Source organism: Marinicrinis lubricantis (assembly GCF_042658665.1).
Taxonomy (GTDB): Bacteria; Bacillota; Bacilli; order Paenibacillales; family KCTC-33676; genus Marinicrinis; species Marinicrinis lubricantis.
In genome coordinates, this window is the sequence record NZ_JBHSQV010000027.1 from 73,732 (window position 1) to 90,718 (window position 16,987).

At 44.4% G+C, this 16,987-nt stretch carries 10 protein-coding genes; all 10 read left to right on the top strand.

All coding sequences use genetic code 11. The features are described 5' to 3' along the window. The first annotated feature begins 193 nt into the window (after nucleotides 1-193). Nucleotides 194-2,230 carry a DUF5693 family protein gene (locus tag ACFPXP_RS03680; protein ID WP_379892470.1) on the top strand — a complete coding sequence of 679 codons (2,037 nt, stop codon included), beginning with the start codon at nucleotides 194-196 and terminating at the stop codon, nucleotides 2,228-2,230. Then, the gene (csaB, locus tag ACFPXP_RS03685; protein ID WP_379892472.1) at nucleotides 2,206-3,345 is read left to right on the top strand and encodes a polysaccharide pyruvyl transferase CsaB; all 1,140 of its coding nucleotides are present in this window, start codon (nucleotides 2,206-2,208) and stop codon (nucleotides 3,343-3,345) included. The genes ACFPXP_RS03680 and csaB overlap by 25 nt, the downstream gene beginning before the upstream one ends. Before the next feature lie 14 nt (nucleotides 3,346-3,359). Further along, on the top strand, nucleotides 3,360-4,139 hold the full coding sequence (locus ACFPXP_RS03690; RefSeq protein WP_379892474.1) for a WecB/TagA/CpsF family glycosyltransferase: 780 nt from the start codon (nucleotides 3,360-3,362) through the stop codon (nucleotides 4,137-4,139). 417 nt (nucleotides 4,140-4,556) lie between these two features. Then, complete coding sequence (locus tag ACFPXP_RS03695) at nucleotides 4,557-5,648, top strand: glycosyltransferase family 4 protein (RefSeq protein ID WP_379892476.1); 1,092 nt, start codon at nucleotides 4,557-4,559, stop codon at nucleotides 5,646-5,648. Nucleotides 5,649-5,777: 129 nt separating this feature from the next. Beyond that, nucleotides 5,778-7,187 carry an MBOAT family O-acyltransferase gene (locus tag ACFPXP_RS03700; RefSeq protein ID WP_379892478.1) on the top strand — a complete coding sequence of 470 codons (1,410 nt, stop codon included), beginning with the start codon at nucleotides 5,778-5,780 and terminating at the stop codon, nucleotides 7,185-7,187. Next, a complete protein-coding gene (locus ACFPXP_RS03705; protein WP_379892480.1) occupies nucleotides 7,162-8,217 on the top strand; it encodes a hypothetical protein in 1,056 nt (351 codons plus the stop codon). The genes ACFPXP_RS03700 and ACFPXP_RS03705 overlap by 26 nt, the downstream gene beginning before the upstream one ends. 508 nt (nucleotides 8,218-8,725) lie before the next feature. Beyond that, nucleotides 8,726-11,515: an S-layer homology domain-containing protein gene (locus ACFPXP_RS03710; RefSeq protein ID WP_379892482.1), complete on the top strand. Its 2,790-nt coding sequence runs from the start codon at nucleotides 8,726-8,728 to the stop codon at nucleotides 11,513-11,515. A 204-nt stretch (nucleotides 11,516-11,719) separates the two neighbouring features. Beyond that, nucleotides 11,720-14,179: a hypothetical protein gene (locus ACFPXP_RS03715; protein WP_379892485.1), complete on the top strand. Its 2,460-nt coding sequence runs from the start codon at nucleotides 11,720-11,722 to the stop codon at nucleotides 14,177-14,179. A gap of 231 nt (nucleotides 14,180-14,410) precedes the next feature. After that, nucleotides 14,411-15,445, top strand: coding sequence for a GumC family protein (locus ACFPXP_RS03720; RefSeq protein ID WP_379892487.1), 1,035 nt, complete (start codon nucleotides 14,411-14,413; stop codon nucleotides 15,443-15,445). 228 nt (nucleotides 15,446-15,673) lie between these two features. Further along, nucleotides 15,674-16,984 carry a sugar transferase gene (locus ACFPXP_RS03725; RefSeq protein WP_379892529.1) on the top strand — a complete coding sequence of 437 codons (1,311 nt, stop codon included), beginning with the start codon at nucleotides 15,674-15,676 and terminating at the stop codon, nucleotides 16,982-16,984. The last annotated feature ends 3 nt before the right edge of the window (nucleotides 16,985-16,987 follow it).

A 16,987-nucleotide genomic window follows, 5' to 3' on the forward strand; every position in this document is an offset into this window, starting at 1 on the left:
CTCCTTAAGAGGTTTTTTAACGGGCATGATGACTTAAAGCCCCCGATGGTCCATTCGCAGTGCACCATCAATTGCACGAAAAGTCATATTTTTTGAACAAAAATGGGAATCTATTCGTTAATTTAATGTAACAGATAGCAGGCATATTTTTTGAATACGATGAGGTAATCTAAGGTGGCAGGGAGTGGAAGGATTGGCTTTACTACAAAAATGGAACAAGCTGTTTACCCGATTGTTATGGATTTTGGTCATATTAGGCATGGTTAGTTCACTGCCGTTAATTATGCAGCGGATCGAGACCGAGAAGTCAGCGAATCGCGTGGAGATGGTGTTCGACTACACCGATTTAGTGTTGATTGCGGAAAGTCAAGTCGAGCCGGCTGTATTCATTGACGAGCAATTGGATCGCTTGAAGGAATCTGGTGTAACGACTTTGGCGTTGTATGAGAATACGCTCGCGGATTGGCAGCGGCAGCGCCTGCTGACGGTGTACAGCAACAAGACCGCGGCGGAATTGACAGGAACGCCGCAAATTTCGAATGTGAATATGACGGTTTTGATGTTTAAGGATGAAGCGGCAGCGGAGAGATTGCTTCCGCTGATCCAAGATGGTTTTGCCGCAAGAGGCATCGAAGTGGAGCCCTACAGCTGGCCGGAGGGACAGCCCGGAGCATGGATCACGCTGCCGGAAGATCAGGCCAGGATCGTGCCGCTGGCACCGGATGTGCAGCTTATGGATGAACTGCGAGCCAAAGGATTTCAAATCGCCGTGCGGTTGTCCGACAATCGTCCATTTCAGACGGAACCGATGAAACAGCTCATGCAGCAGCTTGCGGAACGCGAAGTGAGATGGTTCATTTTTGGCGGCGATGCGGTCACCGGTTACAACAATGAGGCGGACAAACGCTCCCTTACGATGATGTCGGAATGGATGAAGGAATACAATATCGGTTTTGCTCTCATCGAAACGGATCCGTCTAGAGGTTCTGGACAGAAGGGTCTGGAGAAGCTTGCTTATTTAACGGACTACAATGTCGTTCGCCTCCATTCGATTATGGAAGGTGAATCTGGACAGGCCACGAAGAAGCTGTCCGATCGAATTTTGCTTGCGGTCGAAGATCGCAACATCCGCATGATCTATCTGAATAGTGATATTGTCCGCGATTATACGAAGGCGGAATATCGTAACACACTGCAAAACGTAATGGATACGCTGTCTGGCGAGGACGGTGCGGTAAAGCGATTAGAAGATGCGGGCTTCGAGGTTGGGCAAGCAGAGCCATTCCAATATGAAGAAAACGCTTGGGATGATATCCTGAAGCTGGTTCTAGTCATCGGCGGAGCAGCACTGCTTACGCTGCTTATCGGTACCTTTGTCCCTGCACTGCAAATTCCCGTTTTCCTGATTGGCTGCATAGGGGCTGCTGGCTTATATGTGTTATCGTCCAAGCTGCTGCTGCAGGCGATGGCGTTAGGTGTTGCAATTGCAGCACCGAGTCTCAGTGTCATCCTGGCGATCCGCTGGCTGCGCAGAACATCCGCATCTCAGCGATTTGCCTCCATGAATGCTTATTGGCGTGCACTCGTTTTGTTCTTGTTTACTTGCATGGTAACGGGAGCAGCATTCTTCTACGTAGGCGGATTGCTGCAGGGAATAACATATGTCGTACGCATCGATTTATTCCGCGGCATCAGCTTGTTGAAGCTGGGACCGATTGCGATCGTCGGACTTTATTATGTATTTTTCAGCCATCAAGGCCGCTTGGATAAAGGAGTGGAGCTGGCGAAGCGTATTTTGCTGGCTAATATTAAAGTGATCTATGTCGTGGCGGCAGGCGTGCTCGGGGTTGTTGGTCTGTACTATTTATCGAGAGCAGGCAATGCGGGTCAGACGCTGCCCTTTGAAATGCAGTTCAGATCGTTCCTGGAAAACACGCTGCATGTTCGACCGAGAACACAGGAGTTCCTGATTGGTCATCCATTGTTTATTTTCGCTGCTTACTTGGTGTTGAAATACCGCAACGGGTTATACTTTATGATCTTTGCGGTCATCGGTCAGCTGACCATGGTCAATACATTCACGCATTTGCATACACCGTTCTGGATTTCCGGAATTCGCGTGACATACGGGTTAGTGCTCGGCATACTGCTTAGTGTAGTATACATTGTTTTATGGGAAGTCATTGTAGTGAAAGGTTGGCGCAAATGGGGACTGAAACGAAAAGAATAGTTATTTCAGGTTATTATGGTTTTCATAACAGCGGGGACGAAGCCGTTCTCTTCTCCATCTTGAATGCATTGAAATCGGAGGGTGAGGCATCCGGCGTCAAGATCAAGCCGATTGTACTGTCGGCTGATCCCGCTCTCACTTCTAAGATGTACGGGGTAGAGTCGGTTCACCGAATGAAGCCTGGTGAGCTCTTAAAAGCAATTCGGAGCAGTGACGGATTGATCAGTGGCGGTGGAAGCTTGCTGCAGGATGTCACCGGCTGGAAGACGATCCCGTATTATCTCGGTGTGATCAAGCTGGCTCAGTGGCTGCGCAAACCGGTTTTTATATATTCCCAAGGAATAGGCCCAGTCGGGCGCCCTTTATTTCACCGCTGGATACGAAAAGTATTTCATAAGGCGGCTTATATTTCAGTACGTGATGAAGAATCGGCGGATCTGCTAAAGCGCATCGGGGTAACGAAAGCGATCGATGTCGTGCCAGATCCGGTGATGGGAATGCCGAGGATGATGCAAGATATAGAAGGCGTTGATGCATCTGAAACATCCGAACTGGAGCTTTCCACTGCAAAAACCGTCGGCGTGTCGGTTCGTTTTTGGAACGAAGACCGATCAGATCTGAAGCTGCTTGCTGAAGCACTGGTGAAGATGAGCCGTAAGCAGCGAATTGTCTTCCGCTTTTTACCGTTTCATCTGCCTTCCGACCGCGAGGCATCGGAATATGTTGCACGGCTTTGTGAGCAGGAAGCGCCGGATTCGTTTCGCTGGGAGCTTGCCCCAGACATGGAGCATCCGGAAGAAATGGTACGTGAGGCGGCAAAATGTGATTTGGTGATCGGGATGCGTCTCCACTCGTTAATTTATGCGGCATCCCAGTGGGTGCCGATGGCCGGATTGTCCTATGATCCGAAGATCGATCAGTTTCTGAATTGGCTCGGAATGCAGGCAGATGGCCGAGTGGAAGGATTTGATCCGGAAGTGTTCGCCGCGAATGCATTAGGACGATTGAACGAAAGAGAATCGTGGATAACCGAAAAAAAGAAGAAGTTAGTTGAACTGAGTCAGAAATCCAGGCAACCTTCGCAACACATCTGCCATTTTTTTCGTCTAAAATAAGTGAGGGCTTGAACATGAGAAAACATATACCTGCGGTTCGGATTTTCGGAGTTCCATTTAGCAAGCTGGGAATGGAGGAGACGGTCCGCTATTTGGTCGAAGCCGTAGATAACCAGGATCCTCATCAGGTGATCACCGCCAATCCGATTATGATTATGGCCGCGTTAGACATACCGGGAAATATGCAAATGATGAAAGAGGCGGACTTGATCGTACCTGATGGAGCTGGTGCCGTCTGGGCAGCTGGTTATATCGGCCATCCGGTCAAGGAAAGAGTGCCGGGTATTGAATTGATGCATCATTTGCTGGAACACGGAAGCACAAAAGGCTGGAAAGTATATCTATGTGGCGCAGCGCCGGACGTAGTAACGGTAACGGCAGAGCGAATGAAGCAGTTGTATCCCGGCATCCAGATGGTCGGTGTGCGGGATGGCTTTTTTACAGCGGAGCAGGATGAAGAAGTCATTGCCTCGATCACGGAGGCCAAACCGGATCTTCTGTTTGTCGCTCGGTCCGGAGCGACGCAGGATCCTTGGATTTACAAATATAAAAGCAGGCTCCAAGTACCCGTCATGATGGGAGTCGGCGGCAGCTTCGATGTCGTCGCCGGCAAGACGAAGCGGGCTCCGAAGCTTTTCCGCAAGCTTGGCTTGGAATGGCTGCATCGCCTTCTGATGGAACCATCGCGTTTTGGACGTATGCTTGTTCTTCCGAAATTTGCTTGGAAGGTGATTCGGGAGAAGAAAACGTTGATGGAGCAAGCAGTTGATGAACCCGTTCAACAGAAGGGATAGACAGTATTCATCACCAAGGTATGGCATGATTTGCAAGGTATGAAGTGAAGCTGTACCGTTAGATAATAGTAGAAACATCCTTTCAACTTCTTTCCATGACGAACAACAGCTTGAAAAGGCATCATCTTAACCGCATGTACGTTGATAGGTAACACTTTGTGGAAAGTGGCGAGAAATCAAGTTTTCAGCAATGAAAGTGAATAAATGCGATTGTAGATGAAAAAAATGTGAGAAGTTGACCCGAAATCCGTCAGAAACCGCTAAAAAACCTCAAAAACAGAATTGGTGTTTCGGCTGATGGCGGCGTATAATCTGATCTTGAGTGAAAATCATGAAAATGACAAAAATCATAGGTTAAGAAAAAAGTGCCGCATCGATCCCACTTCTGTGAGGAGAACTTAGAGGTGAATTGTAACGATGAATGAGTTATTATATGGATTTGCATTTGTCGCAGCGTTAATCGTAGCGCTTGTGATGACACCGTTAGTGAAACGATTTGCCATATGGGTAGGAGCTGTAGATGCCCCGAACCATCGGAAGGTACATACCCGCATTATGCCAAGGCTCGGCGGGTTGGCGATTTACTTGGCGTTCATTGCCGCTTTTATGATGATTATTCCGGCGCTCGATTCCTATCATGCGAATGCAGCGTGGGGTCTTCTCATCGGAGGATCGATTATCGTACTCGTCGGAGCGCTGGACGATCGATTCGAGCTTTCCCCGAAGCTGAAGCTGCTTGGACAGATTGCCGCCGCTGTCGTGGTCGTTGTCGTGTTCGATCTCAAGGTGGAATTTGTGAAAATTCCGTTCGGTGAGTCGACGACGCTTGGGGAATGGATCAGTATTCCGCTGACGATCATCTGGATTGTCGGTGTGACAAATGCGATTAATCTGATTGATGGATTGGATGGTTTAGCTGCAGGCGTATCTGCCATTGCAACAACAACGACATTGATTATGGCTATCATGATGGGAAATGTGACGGTTATTGTGCTGTGTGCCATTTTGCTCGGCAGTATTCTGGGCTTCTTGGTGTATAATTTCCATCCGGCGAAAATATTTATGGGGGATTCGGGAGCGCTGTTCCTTGGATTCGCCTTAGCGACTTTGTCCATTTTAGGGTTTAAGCAGACGACGCTGGTATCCTTTGTTGTACCGCTGTTAATTTTGGGCGTGCCATTATCTGATACATTCTTTGCGATCATTCGTCGGATTTTGAACCGTACACCGATCTCCGTCGCTGACAAGAGCCATCTGCATCATTGCCTGCTCCAAGCCGGATTCAGCCATCGTTCAACCGTGCTCATCATTTACGGCATTGCTTCGCTCTTTGGTGTATGTGCGATTGTACTTTCCCAAGTCGCATTGTGGGTTGCGCTTGTTGCGATCCCGCTGCTTCTGCTGGCACTGCACATCGGGGCGGAAGCGATCGGTATTTTCAGCCAAACGCGAAAGCCAATGATCAATTGGTTTAAGAAGCTGAGAACGCACTCGCGGATGATGAAATAAGCTGTTGTCGATTTCAGACCCTCATGCCTCTAACGGGGTATGGGGGTTTTGTTGTATTTAATGGATGCACGAGTTCATGATGCTTGAACGGGCAGCCTAGTATAGGCTCGAAAATGGGGGAAGTGTACTATGGTTTTTCATTCGCCGAATTTTTGGATCTTTTTTGCCCTGCTTTTTATCGGGTATGCATTATTTCGAAAAGCACGGATCGCGATTTTAGCGATCGGCAACGTCATTTTTTATGCGGCTTCCGGATGGGGGATGCTCGCGGTATTTTTGTTTGTCACGATCGCGACATTCCTCTGTGTTCATGGGATGAAGAAATCCCGATGGTTGTTCTGGGTTGGTATCCTGCTTAACATCGCCAACCTGGTTTTCTTTAAATACACGTTATTTTTACTGGATACGCTTAAGGAGATCACGGGTCTATCTGTTGGCATTTATGACAGCTTGGCATCGAGCATTATTTTGCCGGTCGGGATCTCCTTTTATACGTTTCAGCTGTTGTCTTATTTGATTGATGTGCGGAGAGGGGACATCGTTCCGACGACATCGCTCGTTCGGTTTTGGGTATATATTTCCTTGTTCCCGCAGCTGGTGGCCGGACCGATTATGCGAGGGGATGAGCTGATTCCGCAGCTGGATGAGATTCAACAGAAGAAGCTCCGTTGGTCCGAGATCAAATATGGGTTGTTCCTCTTTGTGGTTGGACTTTTGAAGAAGATTGCGCTCGCCGATCCGATTGCAGAAATTGTGAATCCATTGTTTGCGAAAGGAGATGCCATTTCTTCGGTCGAATCGTGGATTGCCGCTTACGGCTTCGGCTTTCAAATTTATTATGACTTCTCGGCATACAGCGATATGGCGATGGGCTTAGGATGTATTCTCGGTATTCGGCTCATTCTCAACTTTGACACGCCGTATTTAAGCGCCAGTCCGACGGAGTTCTGGAAAAGATGGCACATCTCATTGTCCCGGTGGATCAGGGATTACATATACATTGGACTCGGCGGAAACAGGAAGGGCCCGATTCGAGTGCAGTTTAACTTGCTGGCAGCGATGCTCATTTCCGGTCTATGGCATGGGGCGATGTGGACGTTCGTCGTATGGGGCGGGGTGCACGGACTGCTGCAGATTGTGCATAAATGGTCGCTGAAGCTGAACCGACTGGGATGGGTGGAACAGCTGCGGAAGAGTAAAGTCTACCGTGTATTCGCCGTACTCGTATTCTTCCATGTGATTACGTGGACTTGGGTATTCTTCCGTGCGCAGAGTATCGGACAGGCCTGGGATATGACGGTGAAAATGATACAAATGCCAATGCTGGAGCTGCTGAAACATCCGGAATTGGTCTGGATGGCCGCATTGTTTCTACTGCATATCGTTGAATACTTCATCCGCCACTACGAGCACAAGGCATCGAAGCTGTGGCACTATGTTCCGTTCCCTGTACGCAGCGCGGCATATGTGCTCATCGTACTGGTGATCTTTTATTTGCAGAAGGGAGAAGCGTATGACTTCATTTACTTCCAATTCTAATGGTCATGATGGACTTTCCCGTAAAACCAAATCAAAAGGCAAAAAAACGCTCCTTCGCAGCAGCATTGGACTGTCTGGATTTATTGTGCTGTTGATTTTGGCGGAAGTGTTTATTTTTCGCAATCTCGCATTCTATGGCAAGTCACCGGGCTTTATCGGGCAAATCGCAGAGATGGATGCTTCTTTTCAAGCGGAAAATGCAGAACAGATTCAGGTGGGGATCTTCGGCGATTCTTTAGGAATGGATGCGCTGCGTCCAGATGTGATGGCTAGCGCGAGCGGTATGCAGGAGGGAAGCATTTATAATTTCAGCCTGAGCGGAGGCTCGGCGTATGACATTGCCCAAATATACAAGCAGTATGAAGATGAACTGCCGAATATGAAGCAGGCCATCGTTGTAATCAATGAACATCAATTTAATAATGCAGAAGCGGCAGAGGATATTAAATTTAAATATTTTGCCGGGATATCTGATCGGTTGAAGGTCATGAATTCAGACAACTACGGCGATCTGCTGCTTGGTTGGATGCTGAAGTCTTATGATATGCGGACGATCTGGACGATGATGTGGGACAAATATCGCAAGGGGGAGCTCAGGGATGAGGTCCCTATCCACAATGGGGGATTGGCTCCGGTCGAATGGTCGCCTCCAAAGGACCGTGAACCGGCATATGCTAAAGAGGTGGCGGATCGTTGGTTTGAGAATTATGACTTGGAGGGAGTTCGTACGGAGGCGTTCGAACGAATGCTTGCTGATATGCAGCAGAGGGGAATCGAAATCGTATTGGTTCAGCTGCCAAGGTCGGAGCACTTCGAGAAGGAATCTTCTTCTATATATATGAAGGAACAAAACATGTACCTGGATCTAATGCAAGAGCTAGCCGATCAATATGGTGCGGTGCTTGATGTGCTGCCGAAGGATCTGCTTACGTTTCCGGATCATTTTCGGGATGTGAATCATGTGAACCCGGCGGGTGCGGAAATCGTCAGTAACTATGTGTCAGCGAAGTGGCTGATTCCTCAGGATTAGCATAGAAATGAACGTTTCATGGTGAATGGCAAAAAGCAATGTTGCAGCGATTGTTTTGGTAAAACTTTGACAATGACGAAACAGCAGGGTGCGTGTATACTAAAAAACGTAGCCGAGACCAAGCTGGTTCAAGGCTTCAGACATATCCCGGAGCAGCCATTCATACTTATCATAGGGTGGTCCGAATCGTTCGCAAAAAAAGTTTTTTGAAACACCCGCAACTTTTTTTGAAACGATGCGTTTAATAAGATGAGTAAAGCAAGAAAACAAGGTTCGACGAAGAAGCGATGATCTTTGCCAGTTTAGTAGATTGGTGTCGAAGAATCTCGTTTCAATAGGAAAAACTTTTCAGTTTTCTCTTTACGATGCATAATCACCATTGTATAATAGTTAAAGTGGTGTTTGTGTCTCTATTAAACCGTTTACTAGTTTCTGTGACACTCAACCTGTTACAGACTTAATTTATTTATAAATGGCGCTCTACTCTGGGAAGGGGGTGACTCGGGCAATGAGGAAATCGAGCTATCCAGTACATTATGTAAATGAGAGCAAATCTCATAATCAGAAAGCAATTCGAGGAGGAGAAAGAAAGGTTATGAAGAAAAGTTTATCCGCGGTTCTTGCAGCTGCACTAACGTTTTCCGCATTCGGATCTGCGTTTGCTGCTGATGCAACAACTCCAATCGAGAAATTCAACTATCTGAAAGAAAAAGGCGTATTTGAAGGTAAAGGCGCTAGCGGCGAAGCAGCTCTTGAAGACAACATTCGTCGTGACGAAATGGCACGCATCTCTGCATTACTGAAAGGTTTGGATCTGAACAACCCTCCAGCTGAAGCTACTTTCGCTGACGTTCCTGTTGGTAACTGGGCGTTCGAAGAAGTAGAAGCTGCGAATGCAGACAAAATCATGGAAGGTACTGGCAACGGATTCCAACCAGCTGGCGAAGTAACTTTCGAGCAAATCGCAAGAATCATGGTTAGCATTCTTGGTCTTGAAGTAAAAGAAGATGCTGAAGTATCCGGTAATGTATCTTCATGGGCTACTGGTTATGTAGCAGCTGCAATCGAAGCAGGTCTGATCGAAGAGCAAGCTGATTACACTGTACCAGCTACTCGTGCTGACCTGATCAATTCTTCTTACAGCACTTATCAAGTACAAAATCCAGAAGCTCCAGAATACGCTGTTCAAGCAGTTGGTGCTAAGAAGTTACAAGTAACTTTCAGCAAAGCTGTTGATAAGGATTCTGTAGAATTCACAGTTAAAAAAGGTGTAGGTAACGCTTCTGTTAAAGAAATTACTTTCTCCGAAGACAACAAAACAGCTACTATCGAATTAGTTGCTAAATTGGTGAAAGGTACTTACACAGTAACAGCGAAAGGTGCAGCAGCTGAAGAGTTGAGCGCATCTGTAACTGTTGAAGATGAGACTGTATCCAGCGTTGAAATCGTTGGTGACGTTGCTCCTCTTGATCGCAACAATGACAAAGTGATTACTGCACAATTGTTGGTTGAAAACCAATACGGTGAAGATATCACGAAAGCACAAAGAGGAAATCTTCAAATTTATGCTACTAAAGCAGCATCCTATGGCGGCACTGGCAACACTGTTACAGTGAATGCATATGATGACTACTATGTTGGTGAAACTGTATACTTCAGCGTAACCCACATCGGAACTGGTAAAAACGCAACGAAGCAATTGAAAGTTGATCTTCCTGCAAGAGCAGCTAAGATCGAAGTAGAAAAAGTTTACCACGCAAACAATAAAGAGCTGACTTCTGCTTCTAATCTTTCCGAATACTACTTAGTATTCAATGCGAAGGATCAATATGGTAACGACTTTGATAACATCAGCTACATTGCAGATGATCTTCAAGTATATTCCGACAATCCTTCCATCTTGAATGTTGGTAACTTCACAACATTGACTGTTGATGAAGAGCAAAGAAACGTACTTCAATTGGCGAACCCAACATCTTCTGTACGTTTCGACGGTACAGCTAACGTAACTTTCGTTCATAAGCATGTTGGCGGTGCTTCTCAATATGCGGTAGAAGTAGCTCCTGCTGCTAAATTGGAAGCTTTGACAATCGAAGGCGCTGATGTGATCGTCGCTGGTGAAGAGAATGAACTTGCATTCTCCGCTGTTGACCAATTCGGTAACGAAATCACTGACGAAGATGATATCGAAGCAGGATTGAGCAATCTTGTAGCATCCGGTGTTTCCGGTTTGAACATCGAGTTCAAAACTGACTACGAGACTGGTAAAGCGAAATTGGTATTAGATGCATCTAGTGCACCAGCTCTTGAAAGAGCAGTTCAAATTACAGTAACTGCTACAACTGCAACTTATAAGCCAGTATTTGCAACATTAACGCTTCAACCACAAGCTGAAGTTGAAGGTATCTATGGTACTAAAGACTTCAACAGAGCAATCGCTATTGGTGCAACTGCTGAATTTGATGCAGATAACATCCAAGTTTCTGACCAATACGGAAGAATCAAGACTGCTGCTGACTTCGGTCTGACTCCAGTTGTAACTTCCAACAACGGTAACGTAACTGTAGGAACTGGTAATGTAACTGCAGCAGTAAAAGGTAGCTCCACAATCAACGTGCAATTGAAAGATGGCGCTACTCTGCTTGAAAACATCTCCTACGACTTCACTGTAAGAGCGGTTGCTGTAGATGAAATCGTTGACTATGCAGTAGGTTCTGTAGATCCGCTTTACACTGGCGGCGTAACTTACAAGAAGAAACTGAAAGTTGAAGGTTTGTTGAACGACGACACGAAGGTTACTCTTCCAGTCGACGACACAAACTACTACACTGTAACAGATCAAACTTATATCGATACCGGTTTAGTATACAATGCTGGTCACTTCCATGCTGAGTCAACTATGGCCGCTGATATCGATAAAGAGAAGAAATACACTGTAGTTGTAACTGGTAAAGTTAAAGATGGCGGTCTTGTAACTCACAATGTAGAGTTGACTGTTACTGAAGCTGCTCCAGTTGCTACGAAGTACGAATTGAGAGACGGAAGCGGTGCAACGAAAGACACTGATGGCGTAGTTGTAATTTCCGAAGCTACGATCAATGGTCTGACTGAGCGTACTCTTGCAAATGCAGTAGTGAAAGTCGTTGACCAATACGGCGTTGAAATTACTAGCGCAAGCAAGTTCAGAACAGTAACGACTTCTAAGTCCTTCGCATCCGCTGTTGCTGGTGATGAAATCACTGTAGCAGTTCAAGCTCAAAACGGTTCTACATTCAGCTTCAAAGTAGCTGTTGAGTAATTTGTTTTAAGCTTCTAAAAAGACCGGGTAAATACCCGGTCTTTTTTTTGTGTGTTAAAAACGATATATGAATAGGTAAACGTCTCTATCATGATCATTTTTGTGAAAAATATTGATAATAGAGCTTTTTTATTTTCTGCGAAACTTTTCCATTCCAGCGTTCGTCTATTACTATAGATGATCCAAATTACGGGAGGAATAGGAATGCTTCATTCAAGTAGACGAAAGGTTATAAGTGGGATATTAAGCTTCATACTGATTTGTGCTTTAATCCTGCCAGTTACGTCGATAACCGCAGATACGGGAAGTACTGCAACAGCTGCCAAAACAACGTCATTAGGCAAAGTTATGATCAACAGCAAAAGCTATTTTGAACTCGATCAAATTTTAGAGATCCCTAGCAATCAAAATAAAGTTGTAGCGTTTACCTTCACGGTACATAATAAGGAACAGAAAGAGCTATCCTTTATCGATTACTGGGTGAAATTGACGACGAAGAGCGGCACGGCGTTCATGGTTAAGCTGGTAGAGTCTGATAAGAATAAGAACAGTATTAGTTCATTGTCCACGCAAACGTATACGTATTATGCGGTTGTAAACAATAATGTTAAGATCACTGATTTAATGGTGAAATTTATTGAGTGGGATTTCAGTCAACCTTCTTACGAGAAGGTATTAGGTACCATATCAGTACCTGCAAACTACACTTATATTACTAAAGCCGGTGAAGCTGCATCCATCGTGAACAGCGGTGCAAATTTAAATATAGGAGTGGTTAGATCGACATTCGGTCAGGGAGATCAGTACACGAGTACTAATCTGCAGATTGCTCTTACCAATACGGGGACCAAGACAACAACCATTCCGGAACTAACTTATTACATCAAGACGAAGAATAACACGTTATATCAATTAAATGCTGTTGGTATTCCTGAAGATAAGATGCTGCAGCCATTAGATGAATTGAAGTTTAACTTAACTGGGAATATTCCTGCTGAAGTGAGTTTGGATGGATGGAGTCTGGTTGTTGCCAAAAAGGATGGAGAGGTAGAATTACCTGCTGCATACTTAGGCTTAAATACGAAAAACGTTGGTGAAGTAACCGTTCCAGAGAATGAGGCGAAGACGATTCAGGTTGGGAATGTGGATGTTGAAGTCGTCGTAGAAGATGTATTCACATTCGAAAGAAATAACGAACATCAAATCAAATGGGAATTGACCTTCACGAATAAGGGGAATGTGGCTGTTACTTTACCCAACTACGAATTTGAGGTATCCACTGCAGATGGGCTGAAATATCCTTCATCTTCAACGCTAAAGGATTTATCTATCAATCCGAAAGCATCGAAAACGATTGAAGGAGCCGCTGCCATTCCTGATGATGTCAATGTAGATTCGAATCAGCTTGTTATCAAGGAAGCAGCAGATAAAGGTGGATATACCATAGCAGTATTTAAATTGGCGAAGCCGGTGACAGGCGGTTCGGATAGTTATACGAAGGGGCAGACTTATGAGTTCTCTAATGAGGACGGTAAATATGGTGTTACGTTAACAAGTATTCAAAAGCTCCCTTGGGATGATATGGATATTATTGCAGCTGAAATTAAAGTCGAGAATAAAGATACAGTCTCACTGCCAATGCCCGATTTGACAGGGCAGTTCAATCTAGACGGAGTGGCACTTGATGCGAACGGTACAGAATGGATGCTGCTTGATCAGATGTTAGGCATACCGGTTGGAAAGGCGGCCAATTATATCGTCTATACGAAAGTTCCTTATACGTATCAATATAGTACGATCGAATTGGATGTGAAAGAGAAGCTGACGGAAGAAGATGCGCTGGATTTGGCGACTTTTGCTCATGCTTCAACGAATTTTGATTTACCAACTGTAAGTGCAGATGAGTCCTTCACCATCGACGCAGTTGGCAAGCAGGCTAACATTAAGGTTCGTAAGTTAAAAACTTATACCGCTTCATCCACAAAAATATTGGAGCTTGAAGTGGAAGTGGAAAACGCCGAGAAGCGCCAAACCGAACTTGCCGAGCTTGTAGGATACTTGAAAACGGAAGACGATCAATACTTTAAATTGTCTCAATCCAAAGTGGAACAAAGTATTAGTGCAGGCGGTAAAGCATTAATCTCCTTCTGGACGGTCGTGCCATACAGTTATACGACAGAAGGTCTTGAATTGGTGGTTGGCCAGCTTATTGGCGGAGAAGAGGCACAAGGCTATATGCAAGCTGGTGTGTTGGAGCTCCCTTATGAGACGGGCATTAATCCGAAGAAGGATTTCACGAACATCGAGGTATACCCATACACCTTTAATGTAAACAGTGCTAAAATTGTAGTACACAGTTCTGGCGTACGTATTGACTTCAACTATGAATTAACGAAAGATCGACTGTATGAGGTCGCTCCTGACGGTCACCAATTAATCATCGAATTGGTTGATGGAGATAACAAATATACGCAAACTTACGAGTTTGAGAAGGATCTGCTCGTGGGAACGAACAATGGCACATTCAATGCCAGCATGAATATTGGAGATTTGCTCAGTAAGTTAATGGAGCTTGAGGGCTTCGAAGTGAATATATATGACCAATATCAGGGCCATAAGAAACTGGTTGCCAGCAAATACTTTACACAATTTTATTCGGAATAATTCAGTCATATTAACGTGATTAAGAATGCGCAAAGCAGCTGGCTGCAGCTCTTTGCGTATTCTTTTTTACACGAACATATTTCTAGGTATCCGTTCATCCAGGTGGCAATTAATGATGGGTTGCCTCATGCTCTAAATGAAGTTATACTTGAGTTGCGCAACTTGATAGATTTTGTAAGGAAATGTTGTGTTTTGTAGTGAGTAAAAGATGACTATGGATAAGGGGTTTAAATGATGCAGGAAGAAATCAGTTTACGGGAATTACTAGAGACCATCTGGAAAGGCAAGTGGCTGATTGCATCTATCACCGCAGTCGCTATCGTTGCTTCGTTGATCATTAGTTTTTTCATACTGCCAGTCACTTATGAAGCCAAGGCTGTTGTCCGTTTTAATGTAGTTGAAGAAGGGCAGCAACAGCTATCATACATGAATTCGTTGACTCAGACGATTAAGAGTGATGTGTCTATTAATCGGATTGTGCAAAAACTGAATTTAGATCCAGAGAAATACAGCTTCGCCTCCGTGCGTGATAGCTTAAATGTTGAATTAGTTCAAAATTCGAATGTTGTCAATGTGACAATGAAAGGGACTGACCCGGAACATATCAGTAAAATAGCCAATCAAGTGGCTTATGAATTAGGAATGCGGGCCGAAATTACAGATCGTTCTCAGAAGATCGTAGGATACAAGGCACAGCAAGAGCAGCTGCAAAGCGACATTGCCATTGCATATGGTGAAGTGAAGAAGACAGAAGAAGAGCTAGCTAATGTACCTGAAATATTAGTGACTAGAAAATCACTCACGGAAGAGCCATTTCTGCAGTCGATTGCAGAGGAGAGCAATGATATGAGCGCTGTTGATGCAGGTGGCATGCAATATATTGATGAAGAAGTCAATCCAGTATTTACTGAGTTGAAGTCAAAATTAGCGAATGCCAATATTACCTTGGCCAAGCTGCAGCAGCAGTTCGATGCTCTTACCAATCGGATCAATGAACATAATACAGTGATTGCTGAATTAGAACAGCAGATCAACGATGAGAAGCTAAGTACTTTGGAAACAGAAAGAATGTTGAATGGTTCTAGTGCGGTGTTTGTGTCGCCAGGAATTGCACCGGAGATACCTGTTGGACCGAATAAGACACTTAATTTAGTGATTTCCGTAGTTCTAGGATTTATGATAGGTATTGTTGTTGTCTTTATTAGACATTATTGGGTAAACACGGCACCCGTAAAAGGCAGTAAGAGTGTAAATACAGCTTTATAAAAAAATCATACGACTCATTACATGAAAAATAGTGCCGTCTGTAATGAGTCTTTTTTACTGTAACAATAGCCAGTTATAGGGGGAAGTGTTGTGCAAGCAAAGATGATGGATGTCCAGGCGAGTTTAACCAGTATTCAGACCGGTTCACGTAGAAAACAAAATAAATTTAAATGGCTGAATCTTTTTAATGCAGGATTAATCATCGCAGAGATTGTGATGTTCATATCCATGTATACTGGGATATTCAGCTGGTACATGGACGTAGATATTTCAAGACATTATGTCACCCTACTGGGATTTATTTTAGCACTGTTTGTGTTCCAACTGGTAAGCCGAGGACTGTTCAAGCTAGTGTCGCCTTATAACTGGATCGGTGAGCTTTTCCAATTAACTCGAGTTTCGTTCTATACCTTTATGGTAACTGCAGGAATACTGTTTATGCTTAAAACGTCGGTTAACTATTCACGCGTAGTCATCGGATTGTTTTTCGTCGGATTGCTTCTATCATCATGGGTATTGAGGTTAGTGAAAAGAGGTATAATTGCCTATTTAGCATCTCAAAAAGTCATTACTAAAAATGTTCTTATCGTCGGCGCAGGAAAAATAGGTCATAGTTTACAAGAAAAGCTTGAGAGCTCTAGAAGTTTAGGTTATCAAGTCGTTGGTTATGTAGATGATCATAAAGTTGGTGATGATGTACGTGGAAGGCTTGCCGATATTGAGAGTGTAATCGATCAATTTGAGGTCGATGAGATTATTGTCACCATTCCTTCTGAAAGAGCGACAATATATGAGCTGTTGAAGTCGGTAAAGAGATTTAAGATTAATGTTAAAATCATTCCTGAGTTATTTGATTTAGTGACGACGAAAGTCGGATATGATCAAGTCGATCCGTTTCCATATGTTCAAATTGGTACGAAATTATCTGCTTGGGATTCTTTTATGAAGAGAACGATAGATGTCGTGTTATCTTTTGTTCTCATTATCATAACCTTACCAGTTTTCGCAGGAATATGGTGCGCTCAGAAGTTCATTTCCCCTGGGCCGGCTATTTTCAAGCAATGGCGGATCGGTAAGGATGGTAAAAAGTTTTATATTTATAAATTTCGTTCTATGGTCATGGATGCTGAAAATAAATTGAAACAAAACCCGGAATTATATCGCAAATATATAGAAAATAATTATAAACTTGATCCGTCGGAGGATCCAAGAATTACGAAGTTCGGGGCATTCTTAAGAAGAACGAGCTTGGATGAGCTACCTCAACTGTTCAATGTGTTGAAAGGTGACATGAGCTTGGTGGGTCCTAGACCGGTAGTTGAGGAGGAACTTCAGGAATATGAACATCTCATGTTCGACTTCTTATCTGTGAAGCCTGGCGTAACTGGGTATTGGCAAGTTAGCGGGAGAAGTGAAACTGGTTACCCAGAGAGAGTGGATATCGAATTATATTATGTGTATAACCAATCCATCGCTTTGGATTTGAAGATTTTATTTAAGACGATCTTTGCCGTTCTTAAGAGAAAGGGAGCTTATTAATAT